Source organism: Gardnerella vaginalis, assembly GCF_040427915.1.
Classification (GTDB): Bacteria; Actinomycetota; Actinomycetes; order Actinomycetales; family Bifidobacteriaceae; genus Bifidobacterium; species Bifidobacterium vaginale_C.
Genome location: NZ_JBETXJ010000002.1, coordinates 83,755 through 104,771, shown reverse-complemented (window position 1 = coordinate 104,771; position 21,017 = coordinate 83,755). Strand labels below are relative to the sequence as shown.

The window sequence follows — 21,017 nt, the reverse complement described above, 5'->3', positions numbered from 1 at the left end:
ATTTTTTAAGAAAGCTGAGGAATACTTATGGCACGAGTAAAGCGCGCAGTTAATGCTCACAAGAAGCGTCGCGTTGTTCTTGATAGGGCTTCGGGTTATCGCGGTCAGCGTTCCCGTCTTTATCGTAAGGCAAAGGAACAGCTGCTTCACTCATTTACTTACAACTTCCGCGACCGCAAGGCTCGCAAGGGCGACTTCCGCAAGTTGTGGATTCAGCGTATTAACGCTGCAGTTCGCGCAGAAGGAATCACCTACAACCGCTTCATTCAGGGCTTGCGTTTGGCTGGCATCGAATTGGATCGCCGCGCTTTGGCTGAGCTCGCTGTTAGCGACGTTGAAACCTTCAAGGCAATCGTTGAAGCTGCTAAGGCTGCTTTGCCAGCTGATGTGAATGCTCCAGTAGAAGCCTGATTTAGTTTGATTTAGCCTGTTCGGTCTGACTATTCTAACTAAACTGACTAGTCAGACTAAATAGAATAGACTAGATAGATTAAATTAAATAGATTAAACTAAATAGATAGTTTAGCTAGGTTTTTATCTTAAACCCGCCCATTGTGGCGGGTTTTTTGTATAAGCATTTTGCATACGTATTAGGTATGTTGCGTTTTATACATAACGGGCAATAGTATAAGCATTGAGCAAAAACCAGCGCTTTGCTAGAGCGAAACAGATCAGGTGTCGTGCTGAAAAGTCGCCAGCAACCGTCGATTGGCAAGGGTTTGCGCCTAATAAAAAATAATAAAAATAAAAAATAAAAAGCTCGATAAAGAGAAAAATCGCCAATAGGAGTGATTATGAACACCACTAATCATGATGAAAACAAAGCCGTAATCACCGTAGTAGGCAAAGATGCCGTAGGAATCATAGCCAAAGTAACATCACATTTAGCAAGCCGCAAAGCGAATATACTAGACATATCTCAAACAATCGTCAACGGCTTCTTTAACATGATGATGATTGTAGACGTAAATGAAATAAACGTAGAATTTGGCGAATTAGCAGAAGAACTAGCAAAACTAGGCGAAGGAATCGGCGTTCGCATACACTGCCAGCGCGCGGAAATTTTTACAAACATGCACCGAGTGTGAGTAGGAGAAACCCATGCTAAACATTATGGAAGTGAGCGAAACAAACTCAATGATCGAGCAAGAAAAACTCGATGTTAGAACCATAACAATGGGAATAAACCTGCTAGACTGTGCAGACGCAATCGTGCAAAAAGTGTGCGAAAACGTGTACAACAAGATTACGCGTCTTGCAAAAGATTTAGTTAGCACAGGTTGCGCGATTGAGCGCGACTACGGAATTCCGATTGTAAACAAGCGCATAACCGTAACACCAATAAGCCTAGTTGGAGCTTCTGCCTGCAAAAGCCCAGACGATTTTGTGCAAATTGCGCACGCACTAGACAAAGCAGCAAAAAAGGTTGGAGTAGATTTGATTGGCGGATACTCAGCGCTGCCTGCAAAATCCATGACAACAGCCGACCGCATGCTTATAGAGTCGCTGCCAAAAGCCTTGAGCGAGACAGATATTGTGTGCTCAAGTGCAAACGTAGGCTCCACACGCACTGGAATTGACATGGATTGCGTGGAGCTACTTGGGCGAGTAATCAAACAAATCGCACAGGCGACTGCAGAATGTGACTCCTACGGGTGCGTGAAATTCGTGGCATTCTGCAACGCTCCAGACGATAACCCGTTCATGGCTGGCGGATTCCACGGCGTAACCGAAGGAGACGCTGTGATAAACGTTGGCGTATCGGGGCCGGGCGTTGTTTCGCGCGCACTAGATGAAGCGCGTGGGAAGGATTTTGCGTTCTTGTGCGAAACAATTAAGCGCACGGCTTTTAAGATTACGCGAGTCGGACAGCTGGTTGCGCAAGAGGCGTCTAGAAGGCTAGGAGTGCCGTTTGGCATAATCGATTTGTCGCTTGCGCCAACACCAGCCGTTGGAGACTCTGTGGGCGAAGTCTTAGAAAAAATTGGACTTTCTACTGTTGGTGCTCCTGGCACAACAGCCGCTCTTGCAATGCTTAACGACCAAGTTAAAAAAGGCGGAATAATGGCTAGCAGCTACGTTGGTGGTCTTTCTGGCGCATTTATACCTGTTTCAGAAGACGCAAACATGATTGCTGCTGCAAAGTCAGGCTGCCTTAAAATAGAAAAGCTAGAAGCAATGACGTGCGTTTGTTCTGTAGGCCTAGATATGATTGCGATTCCTGGAAGCACAACAGCTGCAACAATATCTGGAATGATAGCCGACGAAGCGGCAATAGGCATGATAAACCAAAAAACCACAGCAGTACGCATAATTCCAGTGGAAGGCAAAAGCGTTGGGCAAATGGCTAATTTTGGCGGTTTAATGGGGTATGCACCAATCATGCCTGTAAATACCGCAAGCTGTGAGGAATTTGTTTCGCGCGGTGGGCGAATTCCAGCGCCTGTGCATAGCTTTAAGAATTAGGCGATGTTGTCTAAAATTGTGTGAATATCTGTGAATATTTATGAATATTTATGAAAGGGTTTCTATGATAGAAAAAACTACGCCACTAAGCAACGAGAATCTTGCTACCGCTCTTAAAAAAATAGGCGAAAGTCAGAATCGTGTTGCTGTAGTAGGTTCCATGAACGCAGATTACACAATAGTTGCCGACCGTCTTCCAAATCCTGGAGAAACTGTAAACGGAAGTGATTTGCGAGTACTACCAGGAGGAAAATCTGGGAATCAAGCCGTTTCTGCAGCAAAAATCGGCGCGAATGTGCAAATGTTTGGTGCTGTAGGCAGCGACGAAAACGCAGAATTCCTTCTTAACACGCTGGAATCTGCAGGTGTAGACACATCTAAAATTTTGCGCGTAGAAGGCATAAAAAGTGGCGCAACAGTAATAACAGTAGATGCAAAAGCTGGCGAAAACACAATCGTCTATGCTCCAGGATCTAATGCAAAAGTAAGCGTAGATTATATTAGTCAAAACGATGTTAAGAAGGCTATTAGCAGTGCAAGCGTACTAGGATTGTGCCTTGAAAGCCCAATGGAAACTGTAACGGAGGCTGCAAAAATCGCGCGCGCAGCTGGTGTAAAAGTTTTACTTAATAATTCGCCGTTTGTAAGCGAGCTTCCAAGTGAGTTGATTGAAAACGCAAGCATACTTCTTGTAAACGAGCACGAAATGGCGCAATTGCTTAAAATTCGCGAGCCAGAAGATGGCAATTGGGATGATTTTGACTGGTTTGATGCGGCGCGCATTATGCACGAGTATGGCTTTGACGAGGCAGTTGTAACTCTTGGTGCAGAAGGCTCTGTTGTTTTAGATTACAATGCGGAAGATGGTAAAAAGGCTGTTCGCATATGTCCACAAAAAGTTTCTGCAGTAGACACCACGGGATGCGGTGATGCGTTTATGGGAACCGTTTTGGCAGGACTCGCCGCTGGATTTAGTTTAGCTCAAAGCGCGCAAGTGGCAACATATGTTTCTGCATACGCAGCAACAGGATTTGGAGCGCAATCGTCTTACGGCAGCGCGCAGCAGGTGGTTCGTGCGTTTGAGTAGTGGCGCCGTATGCTGATAGACTAGGTTTGTATGCGTTTTTACCGATTTTGCAAATGGGAAGGCAGATATGTCAACAATTCTTGAAGGCACTCCAAAAAAGCAAATGATGCTAGTAACGGGTAGAGCATATCCGCAACTTGCTGAAGAAACCGCAAAATACCTTGGAATAGACGTTCTAGAAACAACTGCCTACGATTTTGCAAACGGAGAAATGTATGTGCGCTTTACGCAGCCAGTTCGAGGTGCAGACGTTTTTGTTTTACAAGCGCACACCGATCCAATCAACAATTGGATTATGGAACAGCTTCTTATGGTGGACTCTTTAAGGCGAGCATCCGCGCGTAGCATCAATGTTGTTGCACCTTTCTTTGGGTATTCGCGTCAAGACAAAAAGCATCAAGGTCGCGAGCCAATTACGGCGCGACTTATGTTTGACTTATTCCGTTCCGCTGGAGCTACTCGTATTTTGACTGTAGACATGCACGCGGCTCAAGAGCAGGGATTCTTCGACGGACCTGTAGACCACTTAACAGCAATGCCAGTGTTGATTGATTACGTTCGCAACACTATGAGCCTAGAAAACACTACGATTGTTTCCCCAGACGCTGGACGAATCAAAGTTTCGGAGCAGTGGGCTGCAAAGCTGGGCGGATTGCCGTTAGCGTTTATCCACAAAACGCGAGATACAACAAGGCCAAATCACGCGGAAGCGCACGGAATTATTGGCGATATTCAAGGCAGAGATTGCATTGTTGTAGACGATATGATTGACACGGCTGGTACGATTTGTGAAGCTGTGCGCACGCTTAGAGGAGCAGGCGCGAAGTCTGTTACTTTGGTGGCAACTCATGCGCTTCTTTCGGGACCTGCAGTAGAGCGACTTAAAGGTTGCGGCGCTCGCGAAATCATTTTGACAGACACTGTTCCTGTTCCAGAAGAAAAGCGCTTAGAGAATATGACGGTTCTTTCGATTGCGCCTCTTCTTGCTGCTGGAATTAGGTCTGTGTTTAGGTCTGGATCGCTTGTTTCGCTTAGAAATGCACTTCCGGAAGACATGAAGCATAGAAATATTTACGCTCATTAGTGTGGTTGATTAGCTGCGCGGTGATGAGTCGCCAGCATGATGTAGACTTAGCAGGTTGTTCGTAAAATTAAATATGCAAAAAATTATGCAAAAAATATTGCGTAGTAATGCGTAATATTGCATAGTAACTTAATTTGCGAACGATTTGCAAACACACTCCTGCTGTGGAAATGCCACAGCCGAATAGTCCGAAGGAGGTGGGTGATGTCTGCACATAAGTATGAACTGATGTTCATTGCCGATCCAGAGCTTGATGAGCGCGGTCTTAAGAAGTTGACCGAGCAGTATCTTGAGCTTGTCACCAAAGAGGGCGGTTCCGTTGACGGTACCGACTACTGGGGTCGTCGTAAGCTTGCCTATGAGATTGATGGCAAGACTGAAGGCAACTACGTTGTAGTGAATTACACTGCTGAGCCAGCTCTTAGCGACGAGCTTGACCGTGTTTTGAATCTTAATGAGTCTGTAGTCCGCACGAAGATTCTTCGCAAGGACGCAAAGTAAAGTCAAAAGACGCAAAGTAAAGTCAAAATAAAGTTGGATTTTTGTTCTAAAATCTCAAAGTAAGAAAAGTCTTAAAGTAGGGAATGAGGCTGCAATGGCTGGAGAAACTGTTATAACGGTGATCGGAAATTTGGCTAAAGAGCCAGAAACTGCCACCAGTTCTAACGGCAGTGTTAGAACTTCTTTCACAATTGTGTCTAATTCTTCGACTTTTGACAGAAGAACAAATAGCTACATAAATGGCACACCATTATCGCTTAGATGTGTTGCATGGGGAGACTTAGCTGAACATTGCGCACAAACCCTTGCAAAAGGAATGCGCGTTATTGTTCAAGGTAGGTTGCGTGCAAACAACTACGTTGATAAAAACAGCAACGAAAAGCGATACAGCATCGATTTGATGGTTGACGAAATTGGACCATCCCTGCGATTTGCTACCGCTCAAGTTAATCGTTTGAGCTCTAGAGGCGGTTTTGCGGGAAACAATGGTGGATTCAATCAAGGATCAGACTTTGGTGGATACGCTGGTGGCGCTAATGCTAACGCTGCTGCTGGCGGATACACTGGAGGATATGCTGGAGGCGCGAATTATGCGAATAATGCGGCATCTGCTGCTGGCATTAATTCTGGTTCTCCTATGCAGAATGCTTCTAATCAGGGTGTGAACGTTGAAGATCCGTGGAGCGCTTCGGCTCCTTCAAACGACGGGTTTGCTACGTTTGGAGCTACTTCCGATTTTGGAGGATCAGACGAAGAACCAGAATTCTAGTTTTTACTAGTTTACTAGGCAAGATAATGGCGGTTAATCCGCGGTTGCTTGCGACTATCTGGTTAGGCGTTTGCAAGTCTAATCTAAAATATAATTTAGAATTTGATTTAAAATCTAACTAAAAATTGACTTTTATAAACTTAAAAACATCAGTTTAGCGTATAAACAAAAATAAACGTTTATAACGCATTTGAGAGAGGACATCCTATGTCACGTAAGAGGCCGCAACCACCGGTCAAGCCTTTCAAAAAGAAGCCAAATCCTTTGAAGGCTGCCAAGATTACTGAAATTGATTACAAGGACGTTGCTTTGCTGCGCAAGTTCGTTTCGGACCGCGGCAAGATTCGTTCCCGTCGTATTACTGGTGTAACCGTACAGGAACAGCGCAAGATCGCGAAGGCAGTTAAGAACGCTCGCGAAATGGCTTTGCTCCCATACGCCACCACTGGTCGCTGATTGAGAGGATAAGAACATGGCAGAAACCAAGGTTATTCTCACCAAGACCGTTGCAAACTTGGGTCACTCTGGTGACGTTATTACTGTTAAGGCTGGTTACGCACGTAACTACTTGATTCCACAAGGCTTAGCTTTTGCATGGAATAAGGGTGCTGCTTCCCAGATTGAAGCAATGCGCCGCGCTCGCTTGGCTAAGGCTGTTGCCACTCGTGAAGAGGCTGTTGCAGCTAAGGCAGCAATCGAAGGCACTGTTGTGGAAATCGCTGCTAAGGTTAGCGAATCTGGCAAGCTCTTCGGTGGTGTTTCCGCCGATAAGATTGCTGCTGCTTTGGCTCCAAAGGCCGCTGTTGAAGCACGCGCTATTAGCGTTGCTGCAATCAAGACCACTGGCGAATTCCCAGCAACTGTGGCTCTTCACCCAGAAATCACTGCTTCCTTTACTGTTAAGGTTGTAGCTGAGTAGTTAAACGTGTTCCAGCTTCCCACGCGAGTGTTGCGAGTTTTGTAGGATTTGCGCTGTATTTGCGTTGGGAAGCAATCCATTTGGATTGATCTTAAGCATTGGCTCTGTGTGAGTTGTGGCGAGTTTTACTTGCTGTGACTCACACGGAGCTTTTTTATTACGAATCGACTTGCCTTTTCGCTTAGAGCGTAGCGCGAAAAGGTAATTCGGAGCGCTGAGCCGCTCAAAGCAGAAGCACTGCTTCTGCGCGGCGAAGACGTGAACGCGGCTAATCCGCGCAGCGATATTCCTGCTTAATGTTGTGTGAGGGCTGGGTGTTTCTACACTCGCGAGGGGTATTCCCGCGTTTGTTTATCGAAACGCCAAATATGGGAACAAACGCAGGGTAAAAGAAAAAAGCGCGCTGCAGAGGGTCTAAAAATGTGATTTGTATCATATACAAATGTTTAGATGAGTGAGCTAAAAATGGCGGTTGACTCGCCAGAATCGCAAGAATTTTTGAAAAAATTATTTCGCAAAAACCCTTAAAATAAAAGGCTTGGGGGGGGGGGTATGTATCCCCCGAAGCTATAAACATTTGTTAGTTGTCTTCAAAATTTTTTCTAAAATGTTATAATGATTTATCAAAGGGTGATTACATCATTATAGATGTACGCTATAAGACTTTGTAAAGCTATTGTTAAAAACTATAGGGCTTTGGGAGCCAAGGTTGGCGCGCAAAGCAATATCAAGTAAATCGAATTAATCTCACGGAAAGAGGAGAACATGACTACAAAATCTGCTAAACATGCTGACAAGACATTTGGTTCTGCAAAAGATAAGTCTGCAAAGACTGTTGATATTCGTAAGGTGGCTGCTCTTTCGGCTGGTGCTGCTGGCGTAATCGCTGGCGCTGCGATTGCTTTTGGCGCAACTCCTGCGATGGCTGCTGAGGCTAATGTTGCGCCTGTTAATACGAATGATTCTGCAAAGGAGCAGAATTTAGTTGATGCTAATAAGGGTAATTCTAAGACTTCTGATGATTCTAAGGCTACTAAGAAGAATGAGGCTTCTAAGGATGAGACTCCTAACAGTGAAGTGAAGAAAGAAGCTAAGAAGGAAGAATCTAAGGAAGCTAAGGAAGAACCTAAGAAGGAGCAGACTAAACCAGCTGAGCAGGCTGTAGCAAAGACCGACGGTAATACTGATGTTACTAAGACTGAGGCTAGGTCGAAGGTTGAGAGCATTGCGTCTGTAGATAATCAAGATGCAAAACAGGATACTGCAGAAAATAGCACTCCTGCAGAAAATGTCGCAAAGAGTCGTAAAAAGCGTGATTTGAGTGCTGAAAATCAGAAGCAGGGTGAACCTGTTGTTGGCACAGATCGCGAAGCTAATCCAGAACCTTCCGTTTCGAATCAAATAAATATTTCCGAAGATACAAAAAATAGCGTACCGAATATGTACGCATGGGGATCGTCTAATAATACGTATATTAAAAGCGGACAAAGTAACACTGTTACTTTCAACTTTGCAAAGCCAAAAGATGGATACAATATTAGCAGTATTGCCATTTTCCCTGCTCAAAACAATAGTATGACCACCGATAAAGGTAGAAATGCTGCTGAATACTATTCTGGAAATACGGGGCTGCATCAATCTTATTCTGGTGAATATACGTTTACCCCGAATACTGACGGCTCTGCAAAGCTTGAAATGACACCTCTTTTTAGAGATGGCAATCTTAACAGCGGTGTAGCATACGCTGCAAACCGTTGCATTTATGTGTACGGTAAAAAAGATGGTGGAGACGAAGTCTTGCTGTACAAGACTAATATTGCACGTGCAGCAACACTTATTCCGCCTAAAACAGCTGGGTCAATTGTGCTGAAGTATAACGAAGAACTTACTGCACAACAAATTCGTGAGAAGCTTCAAAAAGCCATTGATGCTCCTACCGAAGCAACTGGTAATAAATCAATTCGCGAGCAAATTCAAGCCGCAAGTACGTCTAAGGGCGTTGGTGGAAACACGGGAGCGAACGGTGCATTTGTTCAGACGCCAGATACCGCTGAAAACAAGGTGATTATTAACGCTCAGCGTGTATACATTCCAACTGATGTTATTAACTTTAATAGAACAACATCGAAACCGGGCGATACCGAAACAACGTACACACCTATGGTACGAACACTCAAAACTCATCTCATAACCGACACTGGTTATACTTCTGATGATTTGCCACTTACCGTTGCACGCTACGACACGCGCATCGACAAGCCCGTCGTAGACGAAGTGGATATCAAAAAGCTCACAGATGACCAAAAGGCGGATATTTGCAAGAAGCTCGCCCAGCTCAATCACGTGACGCAAGACAAAGTCAAGTTCAATGACCAGGGCCAAGCGGTCATCAGCTTCGACGGCGTGGACGAAAACGACGCTCCCAAAATTGATCTGAAAGACCTCGTCCTCAAGAATCTCAAAGCTGGCGAGTATGCCGTTCCAAGCGATGATGAAGGCTCTACAACTAAGGCGGTTATTATCTCCAATCCTTTGGGCTTCACCACAGCAGAAGAAGATGCAATTAAGAAGGCCATTTACGAAGCAAACAAAGGCAATAATGCACTTGGTTTAAGCGATACCGATTATGCAAATCAGATTACGCTCGACTGGAATAGAGGCAACCTGCAAGCATCTGGTACTGGCAACCAGGGTATTTCTAATGGTGATAGTGAAAACACTATTCATGTAACCATTAAAACCGACAAAGCGATTGCAAAGTTCGATTCAGACGTAAAGCATAACAAGCTCACTCGTTTGGTGAATTTGCGCACCGATTACACGCTTAGCTGGGAAGCAAACAAGAACAAGATTGATGGTCGCGCAAGCGATGAAGGTCTTGCTTGGATGGAAGATGGCAAGACGCTTGTTTACCGTTACGATTCAGATAGCGGCAAGACGTTTAATACTGAAGACGTCTTAGGTCTACTGAAAGCTACCATCAAAGAAGACTTGAAGAAAGACAATCCGCAGATGCGCACAGAGCTTCTTGGGTCTGAGTACAAAACTGTTGCGCACGAAGGTCAAGGTGGCAAGGATCCGCGCTCGCATACCGGTTATGCGGTTGATGATAAAGGCAATCCTATTGGCGTGCTTAACTTAAGTAAGCTTAATGGCAGTAGTTATGGCCGTTTTTCGCAACCTGTTAGTAATTCCGATAAGAAAATGGGCGATGAGCAGGCAAGCGCAGGAGACTTTACGTTTGACGCCGACAGCAAGACAGTAAAGATTGCTGGTAAAAAAGACAAGTATATGCTCGGCCGCTTGTTCATTGAGCCATATTCGCAGTATCACTACAACAACATTTACGGCGAAGGCAAGTATAATCTGCGCAACAACCCTAAGGGCATCAATATAGTGTTTATGCCTCAAACGAAGCATAAGACTAAGGATCTTAAGGATTCGATTGGCGAGCATAAGACTGAAACTGTTGAAGGCAAGGATATTCCAACCGAGTCCAAGTACTACAACGCGTCGGACGCTAAGAAGAAGGCGTATGATGATGCGTTGAAGGTTGCTCAGGATACGCTTACAAAAGTTGGTAATACCACAGACGATAAGTTATCTGAACAGCTTAAGGCTGAAGTTGATAACGCGACGATTAACCTTAATAAGGCTCGTGCCGAGCTTGATGGTGCTGACACCAACAAGGATAAGCTGAACGCCTCGATTGAAGCCGATGGCACGCCTGCTGAAGGTCAACAAGCTACAACTGGTACAAAGGCTAGTGACAAGTACAAGAATGTTACTAATCCCGACTTTAAGACGCCTGAAGGCAAGACTGACGAAGCCAGGAACAATGCCGCCAAAGCGGCTAAGAAGGCTTACGATGACGCGCTTGCTGAAGCCAATAAGTTAAAGGATGATGCCAACGCCACTCAAAAGGCTGTTGACGAAGCCAAGGCTAAGCTTGATGCTGCACGCGAAAAGCTTAATGAATTTAGCACCAACAAGGATGAGTTGAATAATGCAATCGCTCAGCATGGCAAGGTAAACACGGGAGATGCAAAGAAGACTGATCCTACAGAGAAACTTAAGACCGCCGACCCAACCTACCAGAACTCAACTCCTGAACAGCGCAAGGCGTACGACGACGCTGTTAAGAAGGCTGGTGAGGTAGTCGCCGATCCAAACGCTTCTCAGAAGGAAGTGAACGAGGCTATCAAGAAGCTTAAGGAAGCTAAGGATGCGCTCGACAAGAACGCAACCAACAAGGCTCCTCTTGACGCTGCCGTTCAAAAGACTTTAGATAACCCTGATCCAAAAGATCCTAACAAGCATAGCGTGTTCTACACGAACGCCGCCGCGAAGAAAGACACTGACGCGGCTGCTAAAAAGGCTGTTGAGGATTACGATAAGGCGCTTGCAGAAGCTAAGAGAGTGCTTGGTGACAAGAACGCTACAAAGGCCGATGTAGATAAGGCTAAGAAAGATCTTGAAGATGCTGAAAAGGTACTTTATGCTGAAACTTATCAAACAAAAGCAACTGATCTTGCGCAGGCACTTGTGGACAACTTCAGCGGTTATTTGATGCCAGCGTACTTCAATGCCTTTGATGAAGCGCAAGCTAAGGGCAAAGATTCTCAAGCCGCAAAAGACTTCAAAGACTATAACGACGCTTATCATGCTGCAAAAGACTTGATGGATGAATTAAAGAAGCCAGGGAGCACCGTAGATCAGAAAAAGGTTGACGCGGCTAAGGATAAGCTTGTTGAAGCCCGTAAGGCAATCGATAAGTACGCCACCGACACCAGCAAGATTTCTGCGGCGCTGCTTCACAGCTTGGCTATTAAAGCAAGCCCTGCTTATAAGAATGCTTCTGCTACTGACGCAACTGAGGATGCTAAGAATGCAGCGAAAGCATACGACGATGCGCTTAAGGAGTTGCAAAAGGCCTTCAATGATAATATGGATAAGGACAAGGGTGACGACGGTAGCGAAATCCCAGAGTCCGTTATTCCAGATAAAAACATTGACATGACCAACAAAGATGCGCTTAAGAAGTTGCAAGCGCACGCTAAGGGTCAGCCTTTAAATAGGGATGTAACAAAGCTCCTCGCAAAGCTTAATGATGCCGTTAAAGGTCTGGATAAGTTTAAGACTAATACCGACGAGCTGCTTAAGTCGGTCAACGAGGACGCGGCCACGCATCAAAACCCTGCGTATAAGAATGCTTCGCAGCCTGATTACAAACAAGGAGACGGCACTACTGCCGATACTACCAAGAATGATGCCGCCAAGAAGGCTGTAGATGACTATGGTGACGCTCTTAACGCAGCTAAAGACTTGCTCAAGAATCCTGCTGCAACGCAGAAGGAAGTGAACGACGCGCTTCAGAAGCTTAACGAGAAGCGTAAGGCTCTTGACACGTATAAGACCGACACCACCAAGCTTAAGGAAAGCGTAAAGAAGCATGGCGATACAGAGGGTACTGCACCTACAGAAGGCACGCAAACTTCTGATGCGTATCGCAATGCGTCTAATCCTCACTTCATGAAGGAGCAGGACGGCAAGCTTGTTCCTGATACGGATAAGAACACTAAGGCTGCTGCAGCCAAGAAGGCGTATGATGAAGCTTTGACAAAAGCTCAGGAGCTTTTGAAGAAGCATGGTGATGCAAATACGCCGCAAGACGCAAAGCCAACTCAAAAAGACATCAACGATGCACTTGATGCTCTTGATAAAGCACGCAAGAATCTTGATGACTACAAGACTGACACCACGAAGCTTGACGCGGAAGCACAGAAGTCTCAAGCTGCTGATGCAACCGCTCCAACCGCTGGCCAGTTTGAGGACTCTCCAGAGTTCAAAAATGCATCTTACAAGCAAAATGTTAAGCCAGATACTGATCCTGATGTTCAGCAGGCGAAGTCTGATATTGAAGCTTATAAGAAGGCGTTGAAGGATGCGCGTGATCTACTTGCTAAGAAGGATTCGGATACGCTTAGTGAGCGTCCAACTCAGAAGCAGATTGATGATGCTCTCGAAACGTTGAAGAAGGCAAAGCAAGCTATTACTGATGGTTACAAGACAGATACTTCTAAGCTCACCGAAGCAAAAGAATATGCAAATGGTGACTTCAAGAAGACGCCTGAGTATAAGAATGCTGAAGCAATCAAGGCTGACGCTAACAATGCAAATCATGAACAAGCTGGTAAGGACTTGGATGGTACTGATGAGAATCCTGGTCTTACCAAGCTTGTGGAAAAGATAACCCAAAAGCTGCAGAATGCTGGCAACCTTACTCAGCGTGAGGTCGACACATTGCTTAAGCAGCTTAAGGGTGCTCAGAAGAAGATTGCTGAAAACTACAAGACCAACGCTGACAAGCTTAAGAACGAAGTTGGCGATAAAGATCAAGACGGCAAGCCTGTAACTCCTAAGTTTGAGGAGTCGATTCCGTACAAGAATGCTCTGTATAAGAAGCAATCCGAAACTGGCGATGCTGCAACTGGTAAGGACTCTGCCACCAAGAAGCTGGAAACTTACAACGAGAAGCTCAAGGCTGCACAGGATCTTATAAACAAGGTGAATCACCCTGATCCAAACGCTGCCCCAGATACAAAGCCAACGCAGAAGCAGGTTGACGATGCTCTTGCAGCTTTGAAGCAGGCTAAGAAAGCTATCGATGACACCTTTACGACCAAAGTTGACGCTCTTAAGAAAGAAACAAAAGAGCTTAAGGACGACGGCGGAGAAAAGGAAGACAAATATAAGTTCGAAAACTCTACTGAGTACAAGAATGCGCTTGCTAAGACGGATGCTGACGGCAAAAAAGATGTTCAAACATACCAAGATGCTCTAAAGAAAGCTAATGATCTTCTTGGCAAGTTCGATGAGAATGGTAAGCCAAAGCCTGGTGAAAAGGACATCCCATCTCAGAAGGAAGTTGACGATGCCCTTAAGAATCTGAAGGAAATTAAGGATAAGATTACTAAGAACTACGTCACCAGTCCGCATGACTTGCAACAAGAAGTTGATAAGTCTAAGGACGGCAAAGACGACACCAGCACCGACGTGTTTGAGAACACTCCTGAGTTCAAGAACGCGACTGCTAAGGGTGATGACGCTGCCAAGAAGGCTCTTGATGAATATAATGAGAAGCTTAAGGCTGCTAAGGGTCTCCTTGATGCCTTTGACCGCACTACTGGCAAGCCAAAGGATCAGCTGCCTCAAGGAATGGATAAGGCTCCAACTCAGAAAGAGCTTGACGACGCCCTAGATGCCTTGAAAGCCGTTAAGAAGAAGATTACTGACGGCTATAAGACTGATTCTTCTAAGTTGAAGTCTGAGGCGGATGCTAATGACACCTTTACCAAGACTCCTGAGTATCAGAATGCTCAGGCTAAGGGTGATGATGCGTCTAAGAATGCTCTTGACGCCTACAAGAAGGCTTTGGAAGACGCTAACAAGGTTCTCGGTGACAAGAATGCAACGCAGGCGCAGGTTGACGCTGCTTTGAAGAAGCTTCAGGATGCTAAGTCTAAGCTTTCGGATGGTTATAAGACTGATAAGACTGATCTGACTGCTGAAGCTGGTAAGGATTCTGACTTCACTAAGTCTCCTGAGTATCAGAATGCTGCAGGAAGCCCAGAGGCTGAGGCTTATAAGAAGGCTCTCGACGAAGCTAATTCTGTGCTCGATGATCCTAACGCAACTCAGGCTCAGGTTGATGAGGCTTTGAGGAAGCTTCAGGATGCTAAGAAGAAGCTTGCTGATTCTCATAAGACTGATAAGTCTGATTTGAACACTGAGGCTGGTAAGGATTCTGATTTCCGTAAGTCGATTCCGTTCATTATTGGTAAGGCTGCTGATCTGGCAGAGTATCAGCAGGCGTTGAATGATGCGAATAGTGTGCTTAAGGATCCTAATGCTACACAAGCTCAGGTTGATCAGGCTCTTCGTAGGCTTCGTGCTGCTAAGCAAAAGTTGATTGATTCTTATAACAGGCTTATTAATAGTGGCAGTGGTGTCGGTAGTGGTTCTGACCATGATTTTGGAACCGATACCGATGTTAATACTGGTGTTGGTGTTAACGATTCGAATACTACTAGTGTTAATAATGTTGTTGATAAGAGTGTTTTGCAGGCTGAGGTTGATCAAGCTCTTGGTGATGTTTCGGCTAATGCTAATGGTGTAGTGGCTGATTCTAGCTTGGTGAGTGAGTTTAATGCGGCTTTGAATTATGCTCGTTTAGTGTTAGCGGACGCTAATGCTACTCAGGGGCAGGTTGATTCGGCATTGGCTCGTTTGCGTGCTGCGCGTGCAGCTTTGCGTGATGGAATGCTCGCAGCGCGTAACTCTGCTGGAATGAATCTCAAGCGTGGTGACGTGAGTGGCGTTAATACTGGCGCTAGCTCCTCGGTGTTTGCTGCTTTCGCTGCGGTGTTTGCTGGACTCGGAGTGGCTGGTGCTGCGTCTAAGCGTAGGAGGCATTCGGCTCGTTAGTTTAATCTGTAGCGGTGTGTGATGCTGCTACGATTGGAGTAATGTGAATTAATGGCTTGGGGATAGTTTCTTCAAGCCATTAATTATTTGGTGTTGCGCGGTTTTCCTATTTACTGTTGCGCGAGGGCTGGGTGTTTCTACGCTGGTGCGTGCTGCATCAAGTAAGGTGGAGATTCGAGATTTTTCGCAGCGGATGAAGCGAACCTCAGCATGAAATGGTGATTCGCTGAAGTAGCAAGAAAAATCGAGAATCTCGGTGATTAAGCGATACGCAATTGTTCAAGCATGTAAGAGGGCTGGGTGATTCTTGGTCGAACAGTATAAGAGCGGCAGCCGATACCAAATAATCCAATAAGCCACCACTACAAACAAACTTCAACTCAAAAAACAAAATCAAAACCAAATCGGAACAACCGCAACAATAACCAACACGCAAGAGGCAGAGCGTTGTGAGACAAGAAACACCCAGCCCTCGCGCAACAACAAATAAGGAATAATGAGCTATAACGAGCAAGTGATATTCCTGAGTTTGTTTATCGAAACGCCAAATATGGGAACAAACGCAGGAAATGTGAATGTGTTGTGTGCGTATAGCGCAAATCGTGGTGTTTAATCGCTTTAGCGACTAGATTATAAAAGTTGGGCAAATAAGCTTAAACGCGCATCAATTAAGCAATGCAACAATTAAGCAATGCAATAATTAAGCAATGCAAGTAATTGAGTAGTGTCATCAATTGAGCAGTGCCAATAATTGAGCAGTGCCAACAAGTAAGCCAGATGTGTCGCAAAGGAGGATTAGTGACTGAGTGCAACACTGTAGCGAATCGACACGCATCCAATCCGTGCGAGAGCAAGAATGCGCACAATAGTGAGCATAAGAGTGAGCGCAATAACGAGTTCAATAATATGCTCGTGAGTGAGCGCGCAAAAAATCGCGTCGGCAGAGGCACAACTTGCGCAAAAGTGATTCTTTTTGGCGAACACTCGGTTGTTTATGGGTACAGCGCAGTAGCGCTTCCATTGCAAAATCTTAAGATGCACGCAACAGTAACAAGTGCACGAGCATTCAACGACACAAATACAAGCGCAGACGAAGGCAAAAGAGCAGAATTATGCGATTCGTCAGGAGACCTTAGCTGCCAGATGCAAAACCTCATAACACTTAAAGCATTAGGATTTGATGGTCTTTTACGCAGCGCACCTGCGCGATTCGCATCGATTAAAACCGCAATACAAGAGGCATTACGTTTCGCCAATTGGCAAGGCGAAGCATTGCGAATAGAAACCGCTTGCGATTTTCCACCAGAGCGCGGATTGGGGTCTTCGGCGGCAGCAGCAGGAGCAGTGATTCGCGCAATACTCGACTACTACAGTATTGATGCCAGCGATGAAAAACTATTCGAGATTACACAAGACGCAGAACGCGTTGCGCATGGGAAAGCATCTGGATTAGACGCTACAGCAACTAGTGCTATGCTGCAACAGCCAGTTCGCTTCTTGGATGGCAAATTTAGCCGAATGACCATAAGCCCAACAATACGCGCTTGGATTGTACTAGCCGATTCTGGATTCAAAGGAACAACAAAAGTAACAGTAGAAGCATTACGCAAAAAACGCGATAGTCAGCCGAAAATCGTAAACGCACTTTTGCAAGAGCTTGGTCAAATCGCTCTTAACGCAGAGCATGATTTAGAGTTTGGCAATATACAAAATATTGGATCGAGCATGACTCGCGCCCACAAAATTCTTGCGGAATTAGGCATAAGTACGCCATTTTTAGATGCTCTAGTTAAAAATGCGTGCGAAAATGGTGCTCTAGGAGCAAAACTTACAGGCGGAGGCGGAGGCGGATGCATTATAGCCATTGCGCAAAGTCAGGAGGATGCGTCTAAAGTAAGCATAGCGCTTAAAAACGCTGGAGCAGCTAGAACGTGGATTGTAGAAATCGGGCAATAATCAAAACAAATGCGTTAGTATGCTTTAAAAGCGCTTTAAAAACTAAAGACTTAAGAAAGGATACGCGTGGAAAACGTTGAAATTGAGCCAAAAATAGCGTTTAATGTGCTTGATGATATTGATGCGTTTAATAACAGTAATCGCGGAGCCGCTTTTACAGCTACAGCAAACGCAAATATTGCGCTAATCAAATATTGGGGAAAACAAGATGAAGCTCTGATTTTGCCATATGCTTCCTCATTATCTCTGACTTTAGACGGATTTTCCACAACAACCAAAGTGCGATTTTATGATTGCCTAGAGGAAGACTCGATTTGTTTAAACGGAGTAAACTTTACAGGCGATTTACTTCAAAGTTCAGAGCGTACGCGAATAGTAAAAATGCTAGATATTGTGCGAAAAATGGCTGGAATTAAGAGCAAAGCACAAGTCGTAAGCGTAAACACAGTTCCAACAGCCGCAGGATTAGCTTCTAGCGCATCTGGTTTTGCGGCACTTGCGTCTGCAGCATCATACGCCGCAGGATTAAAACTAAGCCCACGCAACTTGTCGATTCTAGCTCGCAAAGGATCTGGATCAGCATGCAGGTCGATTTACGGCGGATTAGTATTATGGAACGCTGGCACAAGCGACGAAACGTCTTACGCAGAGCCAATCGAAACACCAGAAGAGCTTCAACTTGCAATGGTAGCTGTTATTTTAAACTCTAGTAAAAAGAAGATTTCAAGCCGTGAAGCAATGCGACGCACAGTAGAAACATCACCAATCTACGCAGACTGGATCAAGAACTGCAAAAAAGACCTAGATACGGCGTTATCAGCTATCAAAAATTGTGATATTCAAGCATTGGGAGAAGTGTCGGAGAGAAACGCTTTAGGAATGCACGACGCAATGCGCGCGGCTGCTGAAAGCGTAAACTATTTAACAGATGAAACGCATGTTGTGCTTAACGTTGTGCGAAAAATGCGCGATGAAAGCGGATTTCCAGTTTGGGCTACAATGGATGCTGGTCCGAATGTTAAAGTTTTAACTAGCGCGGAGCAAGTTTTGCGAGTTAAAAACGAGTTGAGATTGCGCGTGTTGAGTGAGATTAAGCGTTTGCGCGAGTCGCAGGAATCGCCGTCATTTAGCAGCTTTGCGCAATCCAATCCACAGTTTGTTATTGCACGCCCAGGAAGTGGCGTTAGCATACGGAGAGAATCATGACTAATGAGCAAGCTTTAGCGCCTGGAAAACTTTACATAGCAGGCGAATACGCTGTTGTAGATGGATGCGCTGCAATCGTAGCAGCTGTGAATCGTTATGTAAAAGTTACAGTTGACGATGACAACCTACTAATACGCGATAGTCATGGAAAAACGTATAACAGCTGCGACTTTAATAAAAACGAATCCGAAAAAACTAATCTTAAAAAATTAGATTTACCAACATTTTACGGAAAAATCACGAGTGAGTCTAAAAACTATAAGCCTCTTTATTGGAAGCGTGGAATCTTCGGCAGGGAATTTATTTTAGACGAAAAAGATGCAGAAGATATAAATGTGAGCGCAAAAGACTCAACGGATGCTTGCTACTTGCCAGCGGAAAAGTCGCCAGCAACCAGCGATGAACAAAACCAAGATTCTCAAATAAAAAAATTAAAAAAAATCTATTCATACGTATTTTCCGCAATGCAAATAGTAGACGATTTTGCGCGCGAAACAAAAGAAGTAAAAAACGTTCTACTAGATGAAGGAAATCCAGCCATAAACCTATACAATCTACAAATAGAAAGTGATTTAGACGATAAAAAAACAGGCAAAAAATACGGGCTTGGATCATCTGCAGCCGTAACGGTGGCGGCTGTGCGAGCGCTGTGCCAATGGTACGGATTAACGCTTACAACGCCAGAATTGTGCAAGCTAGCCATAATTGCGTCTTCGCTAGTAAAAAAGTCAGGAAGCGGCGGAGACGTGGCAGCAAGCACATACGGCGGATGGGTAATGTACCGCGCGTACAATCGCGAATGGCTTGAAGCAGAAATAGAAATGATTGAAAGTGGAGACTCAAGCCTACACAAGCTGCTTAGAAAAAAATGGCCGCGATTTGAAGTAAAACGATTAAAAGTAGGCGCAGGCTTGCGACTCTTAGTTGGGTGGACGGGGAGTCCCGCCAGCAGCGCGGAGCTCGTTGGAAGCGTAAAAGCTGGAGTGGAATCTGGCGATTTAACCGCGCACAATCCTGCTAAAACAAGCGCTAAGACTTACGCTAAAACATACGAAGATTTTTGCGTACAAAGCGAAAAATGCGTGCAAAAAATCGCAAATGCGCTAGAAAATGGGCGCATAGATGCGTTGTTAAGCGGATTTGCGCGAAATCGTGCGCTGCTAAAAGATCTTGGCGAAATCACGGGAACACTAATCGAAACGCCAAAACTTACGCGGCTAATAGAAGTTGCCAATGGTGCAGGATTGCCGTCCAAAACAAGTGGAGCAGGCGGAGGAGATTGCGGAATCGCGATTGCGCGCGCGGAAGATTTTGATGCTGTGTTTGCTCGCATTGAAGAAGAATGGCAAAACAGCGGTATTGAGGCACTTAATCTGAAAGTCGCAGAATTTGATGAAAGTAGCGACCTCTCGCTTATTGAACAACGCAAAGACGATCACATAAAACTTGCGTGCGAACAATACGATGCGCACGCGGAATCTGGTTTTGAACACGTGCGGTTTATTCCAAACGCGCTGCCGCAATTGGCATTAAGCGATGTAGATACAAGTGTGAGCGTGTTTGACGAAAGCATAAAATGGGATACTCCGCTGTATATTAACGCAATGACGGGCGGAAGCAAAAAAGGCGAAAATATAAACGAGTCGCTAGCGAGGGTAGCTGCAAAAACTGGCTTGGCAATGGCTTCTGGCTCGCTAAGCGCAGCGCTTAAAAATCCGCGGCTTGCAGGGACTTTTAGCGTGATTCGGCGCTTTAATCCGAATGGATTTGTAATGGCGAATGTAAGCGCAGGAGTGAGCGCTGAGCAGGCGATTAAAGCTGTAGAAATTTTGCAAGCAAACGCGTTGCAAATCCACCTAAACGCGGCACAAGAGCTTGTGATGAGCGAAGGAGACCGCGATTTTAGTGCGTGGCTTAACAATATTGAGGCCATTGTGCGCGAGCTTGATTCAATGAAAGTGCCAGTTGTTGTTAAAGAAACTGGGTGCGGAATGAGCGCTCGGGATGTGCTGCGGTTGAAAAATGTGGGCGTGCGTGCGGTGGACGTTGGCGGACGCGGAGGCACGAATTTTGTTGCGATTGAAAACGCAAGGCGTGGGCGTAAAAGCGACTACGAGTTCCTCGATTCTTGGGGGCTTACAACTGTCGAATCGTTGCTAGACATAGCGCAATGCGATGAGATTTTGTGCGAGCCGCGCGATTGCTCGGATTCTTGCGATAGTGCGCGAATGCAAGTGTTTGCAAGCGGAGGAGTGCGTACACCTCTTGATGTTGTGCGCTCATTGCGGCTTGGTGCAAGCGCTGCTGGAGTTGCTGGCGAATTTTTGCACACGCTTATTAACGAAGGAGAAGATGCGCTTGTTGAGCAAATTGAGTCTTGGAAGGCGCAGATTCGTGTGATTATGGCGTTGCTTGGATGCAAGAATATTGAGGATTTGCGCGAAAATTCGCGGATTTTGATTGATGATAAGCCCTGTGCGCTTTAATGTCGGGCGTAGTGATATACTTGTGTAGTTGTGCGTTCAAGCATGCTTATTTGTTT

General features: G+C 45.3%; 13 protein-coding genes. All 13 read left to right on the top strand.

Annotation, left to right across the window (positions count from 1 at the left end; translation table 11 throughout):
• The first annotated feature begins 27 nt into the window (after window positions 1-27).
• The 13 genes from rplT to fni all read left to right on the top strand — a co-directional run bounded on the left by rplT (window position 28) and on the right by fni (window position 20,961).
• On the top strand, window positions 28-411 hold the full coding sequence (rplT, locus tag ABVC65_RS00495) for a 50S ribosomal protein L20 (protein ID WP_004114536.1): 384 nt from the start codon (window positions 28-30) through the stop codon (window positions 409-411).
• 383 nt (window positions 412-794) lie between these two features.
• Entirely contained in the window at window positions 795-1,088 is a 294-nt protein-coding gene (locus ABVC65_RS00490; RefSeq protein ID WP_004125242.1) for an ACT domain-containing protein, read from the top strand.
• Between the two features lie 13 nt (window positions 1,089-1,101).
• Window positions 1,102-2,466, top strand: a complete 1,365-nt coding sequence (locus ABVC65_RS00485; protein ID WP_353582323.1) for a PFL family protein — start codon at window positions 1,102-1,104, stop codon at window positions 2,464-2,466.
• 64 nt (window positions 2,467-2,530) lie between these two features.
• Window positions 2,531-3,553 carry a ribokinase gene (locus ABVC65_RS00480; protein ID WP_004121187.1) on the top strand — a complete coding sequence of 341 codons (1,023 nt, stop codon included), beginning with the start codon at window positions 2,531-2,533 and terminating at the stop codon, window positions 3,551-3,553.
• Window positions 3,554-3,620: 67 nt separating this feature from the next.
• A complete protein-coding gene (locus ABVC65_RS00475) occupies window positions 3,621-4,637 on the top strand; it encodes a ribose-phosphate diphosphokinase (RefSeq protein WP_004121184.1) in 1,017 nt (338 codons plus the stop codon).
• A gap of 204 nt (window positions 4,638-4,841) precedes the next feature.
• The gene (rpsF, locus tag ABVC65_RS00470) at window positions 4,842-5,138 is read left to right on the top strand and encodes a 30S ribosomal protein S6 (RefSeq protein WP_004112977.1); all 297 of its coding nucleotides are present in this window, start codon (window positions 4,842-4,844) and stop codon (window positions 5,136-5,138) included.
• A gap of 94 nt (window positions 5,139-5,232) precedes the next feature.
• Entirely contained in the window at window positions 5,233-5,907 is a 675-nt protein-coding gene (gene ssb / locus ABVC65_RS00465; RefSeq protein ID WP_004125246.1) for a single-stranded DNA-binding protein, read from the top strand.
• Window positions 5,908-6,114: 207 nt separating this feature from the next.
• Entirely contained in the window at window positions 6,115-6,363 is a 249-nt protein-coding gene (gene rpsR / locus ABVC65_RS00460; RefSeq protein ID WP_004105399.1) for a 30S ribosomal protein S18, read from the top strand.
• 16 nt (window positions 6,364-6,379) lie between these two features.
• Complete coding sequence (gene rplI / locus ABVC65_RS00455) at window positions 6,380-6,826, top strand: 50S ribosomal protein L9 (RefSeq protein ID WP_004121179.1); 447 nt, start codon at window positions 6,380-6,382, stop codon at window positions 6,824-6,826.
• A gap of 765 nt (window positions 6,827-7,591) precedes the next feature.
• A complete protein-coding gene (locus tag ABVC65_RS00450; RefSeq protein ID WP_353582322.1) occupies window positions 7,592-15,313 on the top strand; it encodes a peptidase in 7,722 nt (2,573 codons plus the stop codon).
• Window positions 15,314-16,111: 798 nt separating this feature from the next.
• Window positions 16,112-17,269, top strand: a complete 1,158-nt coding sequence (mvk, locus tag ABVC65_RS00445) for a mevalonate kinase (protein ID WP_353582321.1) — start codon at window positions 16,112-16,114, stop codon at window positions 17,267-17,269.
• Between the two features lie 66 nt (window positions 17,270-17,335).
• Entirely contained in the window at window positions 17,336-18,475 is a 1,140-nt protein-coding gene (gene mvaD / locus ABVC65_RS00440; RefSeq protein WP_353582320.1) for a diphosphomevalonate decarboxylase, read from the top strand.
• Window positions 18,472-20,961: a type 2 isopentenyl-diphosphate Delta-isomerase gene (gene fni / locus ABVC65_RS00435; RefSeq protein ID WP_353582319.1), complete on the top strand. Its 2,490-nt coding sequence runs from the start codon at window positions 18,472-18,474 to the stop codon at window positions 20,959-20,961. Before mvaD ends, fni begins: the two co-directional genes overlap by 4 nt.
• Window positions 20,962-21,017: the final 56 nt, after the last annotated feature.